A 16,215-nucleotide genomic window follows, 5' to 3' on the forward strand; every position below is an offset into this window, starting at 1 on the left:
TTGACTACCTCCTATAAATTAAATTAAAAAATAAAAACCTATGTACTGTATTAGTACCTAGGTCTTGCATAGTTCCTCCTCCAGTAATCTTTATACTGGATAAACCATCTATTTTATTGTTATCTCCTATATCTAATAAGAGCTTTCTTATTTGTTCATCTATTTGCTCTGCCTTTTTTAGACTAAAAGCAATTATTCTTATTTCTAACCTTGATTCTTTTCTTACCCCATTATCTGAAATAGGTACTAAATCATAAACTAAACACTCCTCACCTGCTGGAGCTGAAAAAGGATAAGTAAATAATCCAGTTTCTTCTCTTAATAACTTTAATATATCTGGTACTATCATCCTTTTAACCCCTCCTTTATAAGTTGTGGTATTTTATCTTGTAGCTTATCAACGGATTTTTGTAAAAATGGATTAGGTTTACTTCCTGCAGTTCTTACAAACTTTCCATTTTTATCTTTATAAGTCCATGGTACATCTTTTCTACCATCTCCATTTACTGCATATAATCCAGTACCCTGATGTACATATACTGCATATTCTAATCCAGAGCCTACATAACCATTTATCTTACTATCTTTTATTTCAGTATCATGCGTTAAAGAAGCTCTTAGAATACCTTCATCAAAAGGACAATTTTCTTTTGCTTGTCCTTCTACTGCTATACAAGCTCTTTCCATACCATTTTTTAATCCATTAGGAAGAAGATTATTAATATAATTATTTAAATCAGCTTCAAAAGCAGATAAATCAACTTCAACTGCTGCCATATTATATAACCTCCTCTAATGTTATTTGTGCTAATCTACCAAAAGGATTAACATATTTAACTAAGTATTTAGATACTCCATTCATTACTATATAATCTTTCTTTATTTCTTTATCTGTACTCAATCCAATATGCGTAGCCTTTAGGTATCTTATATCATTCTCAACATTTGAATAATCTTTATTATTTATTGCAATTTCTATAGTTCTTAAAAAAGTTAGTTCTGGAGTTAATTCTCCATATTCATTTCTATTACCAGCATTTTTATATAGCTTATATTGTTTCATTGAATTATTAATCATTATAATAACCTTGCTGGTCTTTTAAACCTATTTAAAGCTTTATATATATCTGGAGTATAATCTACATTAATAGCTTCTGATACTCCAGAATAGGATTGGGAGCTAAGAGCTTCTGCCCCTAGCTTCCCATATTTGAATCTAACCATTTTTATAACTATAGAATCTAAAGAATCTTTATAATCATCCAAATTGCAATAATTTAAAGCATCCTCTTTTGCTTCCTCTATTAGTAATGTTAGTAATGCATCCTTATTAGCTTCTATACCTAACATTACCTTAACTTTTTCTAACATATCCATTACTAACTTTACCTACCTTTTATACTACTTGCTTTTGCTTTTTAAACTCATTTCAAGTCTTGCATTTTTCCCTTTAACTAATGCACCCTTCTTGCTATTAAGGACAAAAGCATCATAGTATACTCTACCTTCAACTATAGAACCATTAACTCCTACTGGATTCATATGGATTACATAGTCTGCTAACTTATCAGCAGCAACTGTAGCAGCTGGATGACAAGCAATAAACTTAACATCTGTTGGTAAGTAAGTATTAGGCACTTTGATTACTGTATAGCCATCAATTTCTCCTACTTGTCCCTTGAACTTAATTTCCATACCAGCTTCTGATGCTAATACAAAAGAAGGGTCTAATTTAATATCCTTGAAGAATGAGTTTGAAACATATAAAACTCTTCCTGCTTGTGGCACTAAAGCTTCATCTAGTTTCTCTGTGGCATCTAAAATAGCTTCATAAGCTTTCCCTGCTTCTATAGTTACATCTGCTGCTGCAGTAGCCATAACATTAAATCTATGCTTATCTACTTCTGGGATTATAACCTCATCAATTTGTCTTGCTAACGCTTCTGATGCCTTAATCTTAGTTTCTTCTTCATTCATTTTGTCTAAAGTGAATGTAAATGCTCTATCCTTAGATAGTGTCATTTCTTGTACTGTGTTTTGTAACTCTGTAGCAGTACCATATCTGTTTAATCCTTCTCTGCTATAGTCATTCATAGCTACAGTAGGAACTGATGTTACTTTAATTGTCTTTGTACCTTCAAATGAATAGTCCTTATTTACTCCAGCACCAGATAATGCTCCTACCTTAAATTTTTCATCTACTTTGTCTGCAAATTTTTCTGTTAATATAATAGCCATATTTAGCTACCTCCTTATAATTAATAATTTTTGTAATAAAAAAACAGATTGGATTTACCAACCTGCCTTATTGAAAGCTTTTAATAGTGGGTCTGTTTCATCTAAACTTGATACAGTTTTAGGAGCTGCTGGAGTTGTACCAGCTAATGCCTTATCAACTGCATTTTTTAATGCTACATCCCATAAATTTTTAAATTTCTTAACATTGTATAACGTAGATTCTTCATCTTCACCTATAAGAAATTCACTAAATGAATTATCTACTCCATAAGCTCTTAAATTGGAAGATGCTTTGTCTTTAAGTTCAGCTACAAGAGCTTTTCTTTCAAACTCTTTAAGCCTATTAGCTTGTTCTTCCATATCAGCTCTAAGTCTTTCTTCTGCACTCATTTCAGCTAATCTCTTTTGTTTTTCTTGTTCTTTTTCCATCTTAGCCTTTTCTCTAGCTAATCTCTTAGTAACTATTTGCTCTACATCCTCTTGTGAAAAAAACTTTTGTTCTTGTTTTTCCTCTGTAGCAGCAGTAGTAGTTGTTGTTTCTTGTTCTTGTAAATTTAAATTTTCTTCCATATTAAATTCTCCTAACCGTTTAAAGTCCGTATGACTATTAAATTAAATCCATGTTGTTTCTTTAATGCCTAACTCCAAGTAAAAAAGGCATAAAAAAAGAAGTCTTAGTTATTAAGGCTTCTTGAATACATATTAAATTATTTCCATATTTCATTTAATAGCTTTTCTGCTATTATATCTTCTCCTAATGCTCTAATATCTCTTATAGCATCCTCTTGCTTATAATCACCATCTTCTGGCTTAATATCATTGGTCAATTCATTCAATATACTATATACTTTGTCTAAGTTATCTGGATTCTTTACCCATTCCATAGGAATATAATACATTATTTCACCCCCACTCTATTTATTACAATAGATAACACTCTTTGAAATACAAACTTATCATTACCATCTAAATTAAGTTCTTTATCCACTTTTTTTATTGCATATTCAAGGTCATCCATCATGTTAGGCTTATACTTTTTATATTCTGGTATATTCTCTAGCATTACATCTATTAACTCTTCTTTATTTTCTTTGATATAATCTAAATAGTGTTTTTTAGCATATCCTATATAATTATATCCTTGGCTCTTAGCTTCTCTAAAAAGAGTTGCCCATTCAGAACCAGCTCCATTTAATCTTTCTTCTAATGCAATTTTACCAAAATCAGCTATAGTATTACAATTCTTAAACTTAGGTAATTTTTTAAGTCTTGGAAGCATTTCTATAAGCTTTTCTGGGTAACTTGGAGCTATATCTTTATTAATCCCCATTACTTTAGTTAAATAGTGTGCTGCACTTTCTGCAAAAGTTTCTTCTATTTCTAACCAATGTTTATTAATGTGATAATCTGTTTTCCTGCCAGTAGCTAAAGCATGAAATGCTTCATGAAAAGCAGTTTTAATTTGATACTCTTTAGCTCTTATATCATTACTTTTTAATACATAATTGTCTAAATAAGCTATATTATTTTTCACTTTAAGTGTGCAGAATCCATAATCTTTTATATCATCTATCATTACATAAGTTTCATTTAATCCTAAAGTATCTAATATATCTCTACCTAATTTTCTTTTGTTTGTATAGGATTCTACATCTAATCCTTTTAATTTATTAATCATATTTTCTCTATCTTCTGGAATATCTATTACTGGTATATAGGTACATCTGCAACGTGGATGTGCTGGTATGATAGGAGCTTTATCTATTGCATATTCTTTATTATGCATAGCTCCACATACACTACAACGCCTTTCATCTGTAGCAGTAAACCATTTAACTTTTTTAATTCCAGCTTGTCTATAACTCTCTTTAGCACCTTCATTGAAGTAATGCATTGTTTCAGTTCTTGCTAATGTGTAAGCTCTACCATAGGAGTTATTCATTTCCTTTGCTATATTCTTAGCTATCTTGGCTATAGTTTCTCCTTGAATAATTCCACGCTTCAATACATCATTTAATGTAAATTCTAGGTTATTTAATTCTTTCCACACCCTTTTAGAAAAATCTTCTCCAATCCAAGGGGAAGATACCATTTTATCTATAACCTTCTTATTTAGTAATGCAAAATTACTATCTAAAGAAGCTCCTGCTTTAATAGCATCCTTTATAGTGCTATTCATATACTTAATTTCTTCCTTACCTAATTGTTTTAAGGTAGAGTTAATTTGCTTCTGGAGCTTAGATAACCTATTGTAATTATGAAAGTCTGTTAGAGTTGCTTCTTCATTATCAATCTTTTCATATAATTTCAATATATCTATTTGAATATCATCTAAGGCTTTCTTATATGCATTTATTAGAGCCTTATCCTTATCTTTTTTAGATAAAAAGGTATTTTTAGCTGCTTCTATTCTCTTTTCCCAATACTCTTGATTAGCTTCAAAATCAATATTATTCATCTACATTCTCTTCTTGTTCTGGAATATCAACTTTAAAATCATCTAGGGAATATGGATTAGCAGCCGTTTTTTCTTCCTCTAATTGTTCTAATTCCGCATCTACATCTTGAATAAATGGAAGCATTGCAAGTTGTGTTTTATGAGATATAATACCAGTAACATTATTAACATTTTGGATAAGTTCTGTGGTATTTATAGGTAGATTTGCTTGGAATTTTATTTGTAATTCCATTAAATCTATAGATTTGTTATATTTAGATAAGTAAGAATTAATCATTATAAATCTTTTAATTAGTCCTTTATTAAACCATCTTTCTTTTTCTTGTCTTAACTGTTCTAAGGCTTGGAATTTGTATTTAATAGCTACACCAGTAACATTTCCTGCAAAAGCTTCATCTGTAAGGTCTGGCGTGAATGAGAATTTATGAATATCATGTTTAAGTCTATTCTTTACATTTTCATTATAAGTGTCGTTTATATTTTTAATAAGCCATTCTGCCGCTCCATCTCCATCTACTAGCATTACCTTATTTTCATTAATGCTATCAATATCCTCTTGGGTAGCTCCAGATAAGTTCTTTATTACTAAAATTGAATCTGTAAAATCCTTAATATCATCTATGCTGGAAGATGTAACATCATTATAACTATCTATGAGAGTTATTATATCTTCAAAATCACTCTTCTTATTCTTATTATTTCTGTATTCTACTATAGGACAATAACCTATTCTGTGTAGTTCTTCTTTCTCTAAAGTAAAAGAAAAGTCTGTAGCACTATTTCTATCTTTAATATACTTATAAGTATGGCGTGAAGTAGAATCATATACCTCCATAATTACCTCAATCTTATTATCTTTTAGCTCTTTTTCATCAAAAATAACTGCATCAGTTATTTGTGGTTTAATTCTACCATCATCTATCACAATAACGTTTCTAGGGTCTACAGAAGCAAAACAATATTGTGATGTTTCATCTAGATAATTAAGCTCATATCCTACCCCATAAATACTCATATCAAGAGCAATTTCTGCATTGTGGGAGGATTCATAATTATATTTAAAAATCTTTTCAACCTCCTCCAATTTATCCTTTTCTTGATAAATATAAGTAATAGGATTTCCTATAAAATATCCAGTAGTTATAGTTGATATATATTTAGCATAGTTATTAACTGCTCTTGTAGGCTCTTTTCCATTATCCCTTGTCTTTTTATTAAGAATTGCGTGATTAGCATTATAATAATTGTTAAGTTTTTCCAATCTAGGTCTTTTGTTTAATCTAAAATCTTCATACAACTCTCTTGCTTGTTCAAAAGTAATCATTATATTATCTCCTTTCTATTTTTGGGCATAAAAATAAGTGCTATATTCCTAAAGCACTCTTGGTAATAGTTCTTAAATTGTTTTTTGTGTTAAATTGTTCCGCTGCATATCTAATAGCATCAATGGCATGGTTGAATTTGTCTATTGGCTTATTTATATATTCATCAGTTTTTTTGTCTTTCTCCCATGTATAATTCTGTAACTCTGTTAATACATTAGAGCATTTATTATCTATAACAATATTCCTTGCTTGTAACCATGTAATACCATGAAGAATAGAATCAGAGCCTTTTTTAGCGGCTTCTATTTTTAATCCCATTAGTTTTAACTCTTTTATTAATCTAGGGTCTGCTGCATCTGCAATTATCCTATATTTATCTAATCCTTTTGCTTTAATAGCATTATATATATCATCTGTAAGCATATTAGTCTTATATATTTCATCAAGTATATATAAGTTGTTTGTACTTTGGGAATATCCTATAAGAATTGCAGTAGTAGGGTCATTGGTAAATCCAAAGTCCATTCCTACAACTAATCTAGTATCTGCAGGAAGCTCTATATCTTGCTTTATTTGATATTTATTAAATATAAGTTTATTTAACGTTCCAAATTCCCCTAAGCAATATACCCTATAATGTACATCATCTGTATATTTAAGATTTTCTAAAACACTTATATTGCTTTCTGGAAGAAATCTATTATCCTTATAAGTAGTTTTTAATATTCTTATATTATCTTTTATTTTGTTTTCCCCAAAAAACTTTTTATAGCACCAATTTTGCTTACTTATTGGATTAAACATTAAAACCATCTCTTGATTAAGAGCTTTAGGATGTCTTAATCTTATATCTAACTGTAAAAAATCCCCTTGGTTTAATTCCGTTGCTTCCTCTATGATAATGTCCGTTAAATCTGGAAGAGATTTTATTTTTTCTGGGTCATCTATTCCTCTTAACAAAAAAATAGAACCATTAGGTAGCTCTACATTCATCATAGTCTGATTTATTTTGCAATACTTCTTTATATTAAAGAACTCCAATGCAGTTATAAGCATTGTAAAGCAAGTATCTCTACATTTAACCGCATTTTTTCTTATAACTAATATTTTACGTTTATCATTAAGGGCTTTAATTACCATCCGTTGGAATACAAAATGGCTTTTTCCACTTCCTGCTCCTCCATAAAATATACAATATCTGGAAGAATAATCAAAGAGAGTAGGCAAATATGCTTCATTAAATATATTTTTAGAAATTTTTAAATCTATATTCATTCAATTATTCCTCCAAAGATATATTTATAATTACATCTTTATCTTCTTCTTCTGGAGTAAACATTCCATACTTTTGCATTAATAACTTTGCTGCTCTTAATTTATCCACATCTTTGCTATATTTGCTTCTTAATATGGCAGTTATGGTCTTTAATATTTCCTCTTGCTTTGCTATAGCTTCGTTATCCAACTCTTTAAGTCTTTCATCTATATAATTTTTAATTTTAGTATTTTTTAGTAATTTATCTGTATTTGTCGCTGCATATTTAGCATTGTAACCCGCTTCTACTGCTGCCTTAGTGGCATTGCCAGTTTCTAAATATATATCTGCAAATTTCTTTTGTTTAATAGTTAAACTCATGGCATTTATGCCACCTCCTTATGTCATTATGTATATAAAAAAAGAACCCTTATAAAGAGTCCTTAACTATCACTTTTATTTAAATAATGCATTATATTTAATAAATATTCAGTTCTTATATCACCATTAAAATGATATACCTTTATATCTTTTCTCTGTAATGGATTCATATTACAATCAGATAATATAATACTATCTCCTTTAACCATTAAATGATACCCTTGTTTTTTATATTTCAATAAGTCTATTGAAATTTCATCAATTACTTTTGTATTAAGTATGCAAAAATCCTCATATCCCTTATTAATTATCATAATTCTTCTCCTTACATTGTGTTTATACTAATAGAACTAACATCAGATTCTATATTATTTATAGAAGAGCCTAGCAAAACAATTTCATCTCTTATCTCTCTTAAACAATCTTCTTGATTAGATAATCTACTTTCTAAATCCTCTAACTTATTATAAATAGCTAATAAAACTTTTAATACATCATCCACTTTATTCACCCCCTTTTATTTACATTTCTACAAAAAGAGGTAAATTCCTTCTATGCTTGTTGTTTTTTATCCCATTTTATATATAGGTATATTCCTGCTACTCCTATAATTAATCCTTTTATAATCTCTACTGTGGTAACCATGCCTTATTCCTCCTTTATGCATTAGCAAAACACTTATAATTAATTGCATCTAGCACATTAAAACATTCTTTATTAAAGTTAAATATATTATCTTGATTTAAAGGTATTTTAAATCCCGCCTTATTTCCTAGGTTAGGTATGCTTTTAATAAAATTACTCTTATCTACCTCCAAAGGATTTATTAAACAATATTTATTATGATAGGTGTCTAATAGTAATAAGTAATTAATGTCGTTACTATCATTTATTTTATGCTTTTTAATAAATATAGAATTTTTAGTTAAATCACCACATTGTAGTTCTAGGGTATAAGCTCTCTTATTCTTATCAATAATTAAGTAATCTGGAAGTACATTAACCTTATAAGTTTCTTCTTTTGTCGTTGCTGGTTTAGATTTTCCTAATCTATGTAAAGCTTGTACGTTGTTATTATTCTTCATAATCACCTTTAATATTTCTTCCAGCTCATTGTTGGTTAATATTTCTTCCACAAACTCTCTAGGAGAGCGTGTGTCATGTTGATATTGATATCTTACATTATTTATATCTTGTCGCTTATTATAATAGTATTCAATTTCTTTTCTTAGTTTCTTTTCTAATCCTTCTTGATTAACAGATACATTGAAAATTTTTGCTATCTTATTAATGTTCTTTAATGTATATCTTGCTTTCTTACTTTCTAAATTTATCATAATAATTTCTCTCCTTTGTAATGTTTTCTTGTCTATCCATTACCTAGGAGAAATTTCTTTTTACACATTTTGGAGTTAAAAAAGATTAAAAAAAATTGCCCCCAAGAACTGGAGGCATTAAAAAAGGAGTGAAAAAATTATTTATTCTTTGAATATGATTATACTAATAAGTATATAAGCAGGTAGAACTTTTTTAGTATTTATTAGTACAATTTAGTAAAAAAATAAAAAGGGACAAAAAGTCCCCTTCTGAAAACTAAGCTATATTCTGCTTTAGCCATAGTTTGTATTCTAATTCTCCTAACTTTTTTTGGAATAATAACGTTAGCTTAATTGTAGTATCTAAATTTAGTATATCTACTTTTCCATGAATAAAGTTTGTTATATTCTTCTTATCTTCTACAGATGTCTTATTAGAATATATTATGTCAACTACTACATCTTCATCTATATATTCTTTTAATGCATTATAAAAGTTTCCATTTAATAACTCTTCTAAAATCTCTATATTATTATCTAACTCTATTTTCTTTAAATTGCTTGTGGAATGTAATGCCGCATATTTGCTTAATGCTCTTTTTGCTATATTCTTTTTATAGTGGTATGCATTATCCTTTCTATATCCAATGCCTCCAGCATTAATAAATTGTAGTTGCTGCTTAGTTAATATTTCTTCTTTATTCTCATTAAACCATTTTACAAAAGGATTAGATGTATCTTCTCCCTCATACAATTTACTTTTATTAAATAGAAAATTATCAATTATTTCTGCAGCAGTTGCATCCTCTAAGCTTGTCTTATCCTCTATTGTACTAAATAGTAAATAGTCTACTTTTCCGCCTAAAATATCTTCTGCAGCTCTCTTTTCTCTATGCTTCAACTCATTTCTTATATGCCTTTCTAATACAGTTGAAGCATATCCCCAAAATTTGCATAGAGTTTCATCTTCATAGTTATATATATTATCTATTAAATGCTCCATAGTGGCTTGTTTTGTTTCCACAAAAGTTTTAGCAGCTTTTATGATTACAAATGCTACCTCTTGCACACAATCCTCATAAACGTAATAATCTGAATCCATGCATATGCTTAAAGCTCTTTTATTAAGCTTTTTAACCATTAGATGCTTTGCTTGTAAGCTAAATCCTATTTGTTCTTCTTTTCCAAAATTAGTAGTCTTAGTTTCCTTTGTATTGTATAGTTTACTCATTAATTCATTCATTTTTTCTATCCCCTTTTAAATAATAAGATAGCTGCTATCTTTGCAACTTCACCAATCCTATTACCCATAAAGGGGAGCTATTTACACATATCAACTAAAAAAATTTTACAAATTATTTTTCATACGTACAATACGTATATTAAGCAGCTTTGAGCAGATGCCCGTATCTAGCTAGAAGTTTAGCTCCATACGGACTTAATAATTCTCTTTTACTCATTTTTAGTAATGGATTATCTTCTGGCTTCACATTCTTATATGCTCTATAGTAATCCGTCTTATCTATTTCTACTTTTCCATGCATCTCTACTATCTCACCTTCAACTTCATCATTAACATTTAAATGCTCTTCTATAAATTTAATGGTTTCGGCATCTATACATGGTATAGTTCTTTTTATTGGCTCATAATTTTCTATAGCTTCTTCTAAAGCTTCAATGCTTAATATCATTCCTTCATCTTTATTCTCTTCTGTATCTTTATTCTCTGGAAATACTAATAAATTATCTTCAACGTATTTTAAATCTTCTTCATTAAATACTATTACTTCCTTTTCTTTTGGCACATAAACCTTTATAGCATCTTCTAAAGCTTCAAGGGTCAATATACCCTCTTGTTGTTCTTCTAAGGCTTCTAATTCAGCTTCTATAACTTCTAATTCCTTTAATAATTCTTCTTTTCTATTTAATAATTCTTCTCTTCTCATTTCTTTCTCTCTCCTTTAATTTGTTTTTATAAATCTAATTCAAGTCCACCAAAAACTATATATATACTTTTTAGCAGTTCTACATCATCATTATCATTCAAGTCAAATTTTTCTTTATCTACAATTATTCCTTGCTTTGCTAAAGCATTTTCTAATCTTATTCCTTCTAAATTTATAACTTTACTCATTCTTATAACCTCTCTTTATATTAAGCATATTTTTTAACTCTTCCATCCCAACCAGTTACATAAACAAAATCTTTTAAAGTTCCTACTCCCTTTAATTCTATCTTTTCAATTAATCCCATATTGTCAACTAGCTCTGCGGTTTCTTCTAAAATTATTTTATAAGGCTTCTCTGTTCTAATTAATTGGAATATTAATTCTATTTTAGATTCATACATTATCTTTTCTTGGCTTCCTTGTAGTCTATTTATTCTTTTCCTTAAATCTTTATCTAGTTTTATTAATTCTGCCATTTTCTTCTTTTCTTCTGTAACCATTTTTTCCATTGGATTTACATTAGGTCTTGCCCCTATTTTAATTTCCTTATTATCAATATTCTTTTTAATAGCTTCAACTTTATTCTTTTTAGTTAATTTAGCTTTTTCTATTGTCGCAACTTCCTTAGAAGTATTTTCTTTTGGGAATATATAACTATTAGCCTTACTACTAAAATTACTTCCTTTAACCCAATCTAAATATCCAGCTTCTTTTAATTTCCTTAGATTATCCCTTACAGTTCGTTCTCCAAAGCCAGTTTTTTCTGCCAAATTAGCTTGTGTTACAAAACATTCTCCAGTTTTTCCGTTTCTGTGTCCTAAAATTATTACATATAAAAACGCTGCACTTGGATTAATTTCCTTTCCTATATTTTCTATTGTTTCTGCATTTGCTATAACCATTCTCATATCCATCTCTCCTTTTTAATTTATAATAGACTTTAATTTTCTTTGCCTCACACTCTAATATTACTTAGTGCATATTTTATATACACATATTAGTTATAAAATTTTATAAATATTTGTTAAAATTTTTCCGTTTTCATCTCTTCTATTAATTATTTCTATATATCCATTATCTTTTAAATCCTTAATAGCCCTTCTTATAGTCCTACCGCTCATATTTAATATTTCTTCTAAATCTTCTACTTTTAATTCAAATTCTTCCTTCTTGTCCTCTAAAGCCATATTAGCTAATACATCAAATACAACATATGTTGTAGTATTAGTCTTTCTTAATAATTCTAATTTCTTATATATATTAAAATTCATTTTTAGCACTCCTCTTTTCTTATCATATTTACATAATAATACCTTATGACAAATATGTCAATAGGTATTTCACCTCTCATATTAAAAAGTTTTTCTAACTTAAAATCAATAACTTAATGACAAATATGTCTTATAGTCTTTTATTACATAACATTTAGGAAAAATATTGCCTATTAATAAATATGATAGCGGCAATTTAACGTATTTATATAGGCAATTTAACGTAAAAATAGCGGCAGTATATTGCCGCCTAACATATAATACAATATTATATGTTCCGCTAAAGCGGAAACATATAAAACAATAAAGAAAAATAAAAGAAGTTGATTAGCACTTTTGGTTATATTCATTTTTGCCTTAATGGCAAATGAATAACCAAAGAATAGGTAGCTTAAAGAATAGTAATGGAAGCCATGTATTAAAGTAGGTTAAACTGTCTTTGCAGCTCTTAGCGGCTGCGTTACCCCTTAGCCGCTAGAGTATGTTGATATAATTCCGTATGTCTACTTTCTACTACTCTTTTTCTTAATCCTTATTTAAGATACATATAATATAGGTTAATTATTATATATGTATCTTAAAATATTCTCTTTTGGCTCTGTAATGTATGTAGTGTGCTTTAAGCTATTAAATAATGTATAACTACTAATTTAATAGTAATATCTCTTAGGAAGCTTCTAAAGCTAAAGTAGAGGTATCTATTATTGTAGGTAGTATATATCATCTAAACATATCCTTGGTTATAAAACCAAAATAGATTATATTCCGCCCCAGCCGCATCTCATATAAAAAATGTTACGACACTAAAATATTTCCCCGCTTTAAAGCTCCTACAATGTTTTTAAGACACTTTAAGATAAAAAATAGTATAAACATACCTCTTTTAGTTTTCTTGTCCTTAGAATCTCTCTATAACACTTTTATAGTCATAATGCTTTGTAACGCTTTCTAATAAGCTTTAAATTATAAGTAGTATGTTTATACTCCCAAATATCTTAACTGCTCTTAAAATGCTTCTAAATCAAATTATGTATTAATAGATGTAGTAGAAAGTCAACTTACCTTAATTATATGTTTCTACTCTTGGAGCTAAGGGGAAACGCAGCTCCAAAGAACTATACTTATTTCTTAATAACTTATATTATTGACAGGGACTTGGTGTCCACCTCAAATTATTATCTAATAATGTATATTCCAAATGCACACTACAAAGGATAGTATGCATAATTTATTTTGTTAAGTTTTCCTTGTAAAGCAAGGCAGAATGTGCTATTATAATTTTGCAACAAAAAAAGGATTGTGTGCAGTTTTTCTAAAAAGAACGTGTGCAGTTGTTGCATAAATGGCTCTATTACTTGCTTCATGCCGCCATGGCGGAACTGGCAGACGCACACGACTCAAAATCGTGCGGGAAACCATGTGGGTTCGATTCCCACTGGCGGCACCAATAATTAACAAGAATGACTTTATCACTTGCTTCAACTAGTATTTGATAAGGTCATTTTTATTTATTTACCACTTCTTTTCCCACTTCCAAACAAAAAAGAACCCTACTCTAGAGTTCTTTTTAATATTCTTCGTATATCAATCAATATAAATATTTATTAAATATCTATATAATTACTATTAGTTATACAAAAATAATATGTATATACATATGCTATTCTAAATATCTCTTCATTGTATTTTTATTTAATAATCGTAAATATTTAACAAAACCTATCTCTTAAGTTAAATTATATCCCTAAATATTCTTTTAATTTCTCTATTGCCATTATACAGATACTTACAAACATAGGAATCAAAATAAAAAACACACCAAATTTTAAATACACTAAATATGTCGCATATATAAAAATAAGCCACATCCCTGCTTCTATTCCATAAACTGAATACCTATATATTAACATATAATCACTCAATCTCGGAATTACCCGTATATAGGCAAAGAATAATCCACAAACAATCATAGCTATTGCAAAAAATATAACAAATCCACTCCATGATGCAAAGTAATCCTTAATTATATTATTATACATTTCAATCTCTTTGGGCAAAGCAATAGTATGATTATTTAACAACTTCTTTATCTCAGCATTGTTTATTGCAAACTCATAAATTGAATTAGCTCCTAAATAATATAATTCAAACATCCAAATCACTTGAAAGATTGTATGTAAATTTACTTTTTTAATTCCTCTATTTAAATATTTTTTTAGTCCTTCATTTATTTCTTTTTCTATAATATCTCTAATATCCTTCTCTTCCACTATATTCTCCTTTCTATATTTGTTCTACATTAATAATACTTTCTAATTTAGTTTTCTTGTATTGTACTTTACCCCCCCTCCCTTCACTCAATATAATTCTATAAATATTAATACTTTCCTTTTCAATACTTACCTAAGAACTCTTTTCCATAAAATAAAAAAGACACCTATATTTCTATAGATGTCTTAACGTAACAAATCAAGTTTATAATCAATATTATTCTCCTGGTAATAATCAATTATCTTTTGCTCTGCCTCTTCTAAACTATAATACCTTTTACTATCATCTCTAAACACTATACCTAGATTGACATAAAACTTGAATACTGTATATAGATTTACCTTTGCAAATATAGGTCTCTTTATCTTTCTACCAGTAGTAGCATTACATTGAATAAAGCCTAAATCCTCAAAGCTGACACTTATATCAGCATTATTAAGACGCTCTAATGCTTTATCATATAACCTTTCTCTCATATATATCGACTTTTTGCTTAAATTAATTAATGATTCCATATATACACCACCTTATTTATACTTTGTCTAGTTTTGACAAGCTCATTAATTCAATCATAAATGAAGAGGATATATATTCCCCACCTGTGGAGAATGGATCATATAGCTTCACCAATAATATTGGTGAACCCCTTCACGTTCTAACCTTAACATTTCTTAACATAAAATAAGTTACCTACTTTTAGTCGCTAACCTTACAAAACCCAACTTTTAAACTTAACAAAAGTTTACATTTAAATATACTAAGTTTTTCTAAGTTTTAATCTTAGGTTTTCTTAGTATATATTTGCAACACTATCATTTGATATCATTATCTATAAAGTAAAATACCTTCTTTTTAAGGTCTCGCAAATCTCGCAATCACCTTTTAGGGTGTTCAAAAAGTTAAATATATCCCTTTTAGGGAGTCAGAAATGTCAGTATACTTTATATATCTATTCTCAAAACCCTAAATACATCTAGCAACTCCTATTATATATGAATTGCAACGCTATCTTTTTAGGGACTCCGAAAACTCCGAATACTTTATATCCCTAAATACAATCCATCTATATATCCAAGCTCTGCAAACTCTCTCCTATTCTTTTTGGCCCACATACTATTCCTTAATCTTCTCATTGCCTTATCCTCTATACTCTTTGCCTTATCCCTTGTAATATTAAATATATCTGCTATATCATTTAAACTCATTGGAGAGGTATTCCAACCATACTTAAACTTCAATACTTCTCTTTGCTCTAAGGTGTTATGAGATTGCATAACTTCCTCTAATTCCTTCCTTAAATTCATCAGAAATAGTTTTTCCTCTATATTCTCAAAGCCATAATCTATATCCTCTATAAGTTCTCCAAGCTCCATATCATTTTCCTCGCCTATAGGTATATTAAGACTTGTACAACTATTATAGAGTTTGTTATTACCTATATGCTTACTACTACCACCATTAACACCCCTATGTATATATCTATCTATATAGTGAACTGCATAAGTAATAAATTTAGCTTTCTTTTCAATATCAAACTTATACTTTTTAGCTGCTGCAATAAGTCCTAATACTCCATTTTGATATAAATCCTCTAGTTCTAGCTCTCTATTTATTCCATTGTACTTATTTGCTATTTTATATATAACACCTTCATTATCCAATATAAGCTCCTCTAAGGCTTTATTATCTCCATTTTGATATAGCTTTACTAACTCCTCATTATTCATATTAAATCACCATCTTTTGATTTAT

Annotated in this window: 22 protein-coding genes and 1 tRNA gene; 1 reads left to right on the top strand and 22 read right to left on the bottom strand. The window is 28.6% G+C overall.

All coding sequences use genetic code 11. From position 1 onward, the window contains the following. Positions 1–4: 4 nt before the first annotated feature. From G594_RS0108915 to G594_RS0109015, 19 genes are all read right to left on the bottom strand, one after another. Positions 5–349: a hypothetical protein gene (locus G594_RS0108915; protein ID WP_027098274.1), complete on the bottom strand. Its 345-nt coding sequence runs from the start codon at positions 347–349 to the stop codon at positions 5–7. Next, positions 346–777 carry a hypothetical protein gene (locus G594_RS0108920; RefSeq protein WP_027098275.1) on the bottom strand — a complete coding sequence of 144 codons (432 nt, stop codon included), beginning with the start codon at positions 775–777 and terminating at the stop codon, positions 346–348. Before G594_RS0108920 ends, G594_RS0108915 begins: the two co-directional genes overlap by 4 nt. Position 778: 1 nt before the next feature. After that, positions 779–1,063, bottom strand: coding sequence for a hypothetical protein (locus tag G594_RS0108925; RefSeq protein ID WP_167539558.1), 285 nt, complete (start codon positions 1,061–1,063; stop codon positions 779–781). Positions 1,064–1,077: 14 nt separating this feature from the next. After that, on the bottom strand, positions 1,078–1,377 hold the full coding sequence (locus G594_RS0108930) for a head-tail connector protein (RefSeq protein ID WP_027098277.1): 300 nt from the start codon (positions 1,375–1,377) through the stop codon (positions 1,078–1,080). A 24-nt stretch (positions 1,378–1,401) separates the two neighbouring features. After that, positions 1,402–2,238 (bottom strand): N4-gp56 family major capsid protein, encoded by an 837-nt coding sequence (locus G594_RS0108935; RefSeq protein ID WP_027098278.1) that lies wholly within the window; start codon positions 2,236–2,238, stop codon positions 1,402–1,404. 54 nt (positions 2,239–2,292) lie between these two features. Further along, positions 2,293–2,808, bottom strand: coding sequence for a DUF4355 domain-containing protein (locus G594_RS18645; protein WP_051195953.1), 516 nt, complete (start codon positions 2,806–2,808; stop codon positions 2,293–2,295). 137 nt (positions 2,809–2,945) lie between these two features. Next, positions 2,946–3,137 (bottom strand): hypothetical protein, encoded by a 192-nt coding sequence (locus tag G594_RS0108950; RefSeq protein WP_027098279.1) that lies wholly within the window; start codon positions 3,135–3,137, stop codon positions 2,946–2,948. Next, positions 3,137–4,696, bottom strand: coding sequence for a minor capsid protein (locus G594_RS0108955; RefSeq protein WP_027098280.1), 1,560 nt, complete (start codon positions 4,694–4,696; stop codon positions 3,137–3,139). Before G594_RS0108955 ends, G594_RS0108950 begins: the two co-directional genes overlap by 1 nt. Beyond that, positions 4,689–6,020 carry a phage portal protein gene (locus G594_RS0108960; protein WP_027098281.1) on the bottom strand — a complete coding sequence of 444 codons (1,332 nt, stop codon included), beginning with the start codon at positions 6,018–6,020 and terminating at the stop codon, positions 4,689–4,691. The genes G594_RS0108955 and G594_RS0108960 overlap by 8 nt, the downstream gene beginning before the upstream one ends. Before the next feature lie 40 nt (positions 6,021–6,060). Then, the gene (locus G594_RS0108965) at positions 6,061–7,296 is read right to left on the bottom strand and encodes a PBSX family phage terminase large subunit (protein ID WP_027098282.1); all 1,236 of its coding nucleotides are present in this window, start codon (positions 7,294–7,296) and stop codon (positions 6,061–6,063) included. A 4-nt stretch (positions 7,297–7,300) separates the two neighbouring features. Next, complete coding sequence (locus G594_RS0108970; RefSeq protein WP_027098283.1) at positions 7,301–7,657, bottom strand: terminase small subunit; 357 nt, start codon at positions 7,655–7,657, stop codon at positions 7,301–7,303. 62 nt (positions 7,658–7,719) lie between these two features. Further along, positions 7,720–7,971 (bottom strand): hypothetical protein, encoded by a 252-nt coding sequence (locus tag G594_RS0108975; protein WP_027098284.1) that lies wholly within the window; start codon positions 7,969–7,971, stop codon positions 7,720–7,722. Positions 7,972–7,982: 11 nt separating this feature from the next. After that, on the bottom strand, positions 7,983–8,159 hold the full coding sequence (locus G594_RS20105; RefSeq protein ID WP_155849300.1) for a hypothetical protein: 177 nt from the start codon (positions 8,157–8,159) through the stop codon (positions 7,983–7,985). A 157-nt stretch (positions 8,160–8,316) separates the two neighbouring features. Further along, positions 8,317–8,994, bottom strand: a complete 678-nt coding sequence (locus tag G594_RS0108990; protein ID WP_027098285.1) for a hypothetical protein — start codon at positions 8,992–8,994, stop codon at positions 8,317–8,319. Positions 8,995–9,250: 256 nt separating this feature from the next. Next, positions 9,251–10,216, bottom strand: a complete 966-nt coding sequence (locus tag G594_RS0108995; RefSeq protein WP_027098286.1) for a hypothetical protein — start codon at positions 10,214–10,216, stop codon at positions 9,251–9,253. Positions 10,217–10,355: 139 nt separating this feature from the next. Next, positions 10,356–10,919 carry a hypothetical protein gene (locus G594_RS0109000; RefSeq protein ID WP_027098287.1) on the bottom strand — a complete coding sequence of 188 codons (564 nt, stop codon included), beginning with the start codon at positions 10,917–10,919 and terminating at the stop codon, positions 10,356–10,358. Positions 10,920–10,945: 26 nt separating this feature from the next. After that, positions 10,946–11,107, bottom strand: coding sequence for a hypothetical protein (locus tag G594_RS20110; RefSeq protein WP_155849301.1), 162 nt, complete (start codon positions 11,105–11,107; stop codon positions 10,946–10,948). A gap of 20 nt (positions 11,108–11,127) precedes the next feature. Then, positions 11,128–11,829, bottom strand: coding sequence for a helix-turn-helix domain-containing protein (locus G594_RS0109010; RefSeq protein WP_027098288.1), 702 nt, complete (start codon positions 11,827–11,829; stop codon positions 11,128–11,130). 93 nt (positions 11,830–11,922) lie between these two features. Further along, positions 11,923–12,192, bottom strand: coding sequence for an HTH domain-containing protein (locus tag G594_RS0109015; protein ID WP_027098289.1), 270 nt, complete (start codon positions 12,190–12,192; stop codon positions 11,923–11,925). Between the two features lie 1,364 nt (positions 12,193–13,556). On the opposite strand from G594_RS0109015, the gene G594_RS0109025 reads away from it, so the two are divergent. Next, a tRNA-Leu gene (locus G594_RS0109025) sits at positions 13,557–13,639 on the top strand. A gap of 289 nt (positions 13,640–13,928) precedes the next feature. Here G594_RS0109025 and G594_RS0109030 read toward each other — a convergent pair. The 3 genes from G594_RS0109030 to G594_RS18655 form a co-directional block, all read right to left on the bottom strand. After that, positions 13,929–14,462 (bottom strand): hypothetical protein, encoded by a 534-nt coding sequence (locus G594_RS0109030; RefSeq protein WP_027098290.1) that lies wholly within the window; start codon positions 14,460–14,462, stop codon positions 13,929–13,931. 186 nt (positions 14,463–14,648) lie between these two features. Continuing rightward, positions 14,649–14,978, bottom strand: a complete 330-nt coding sequence (locus G594_RS18650; protein ID WP_051195954.1) for a hypothetical protein — start codon at positions 14,976–14,978, stop codon at positions 14,649–14,651. Positions 14,979–15,503: 525 nt separating this feature from the next. Beyond that, positions 15,504–16,190 (bottom strand): sigma-70 family RNA polymerase sigma factor, encoded by a 687-nt coding sequence (locus G594_RS18655; protein ID WP_051195955.1) that lies wholly within the window; start codon positions 16,188–16,190, stop codon positions 15,504–15,506. Positions 16,191–16,215 lie beyond the last annotated feature (25 nt).

The sequence above is a fragment of the Clostridium paraputrificum AGR2156 genome (genome assembly GCF_000424025.1).
GTDB classification, from domain to species: Bacteria; Bacillota; Clostridia; order Clostridiales; family Clostridiaceae; genus Clostridium; species Clostridium paraputrificum.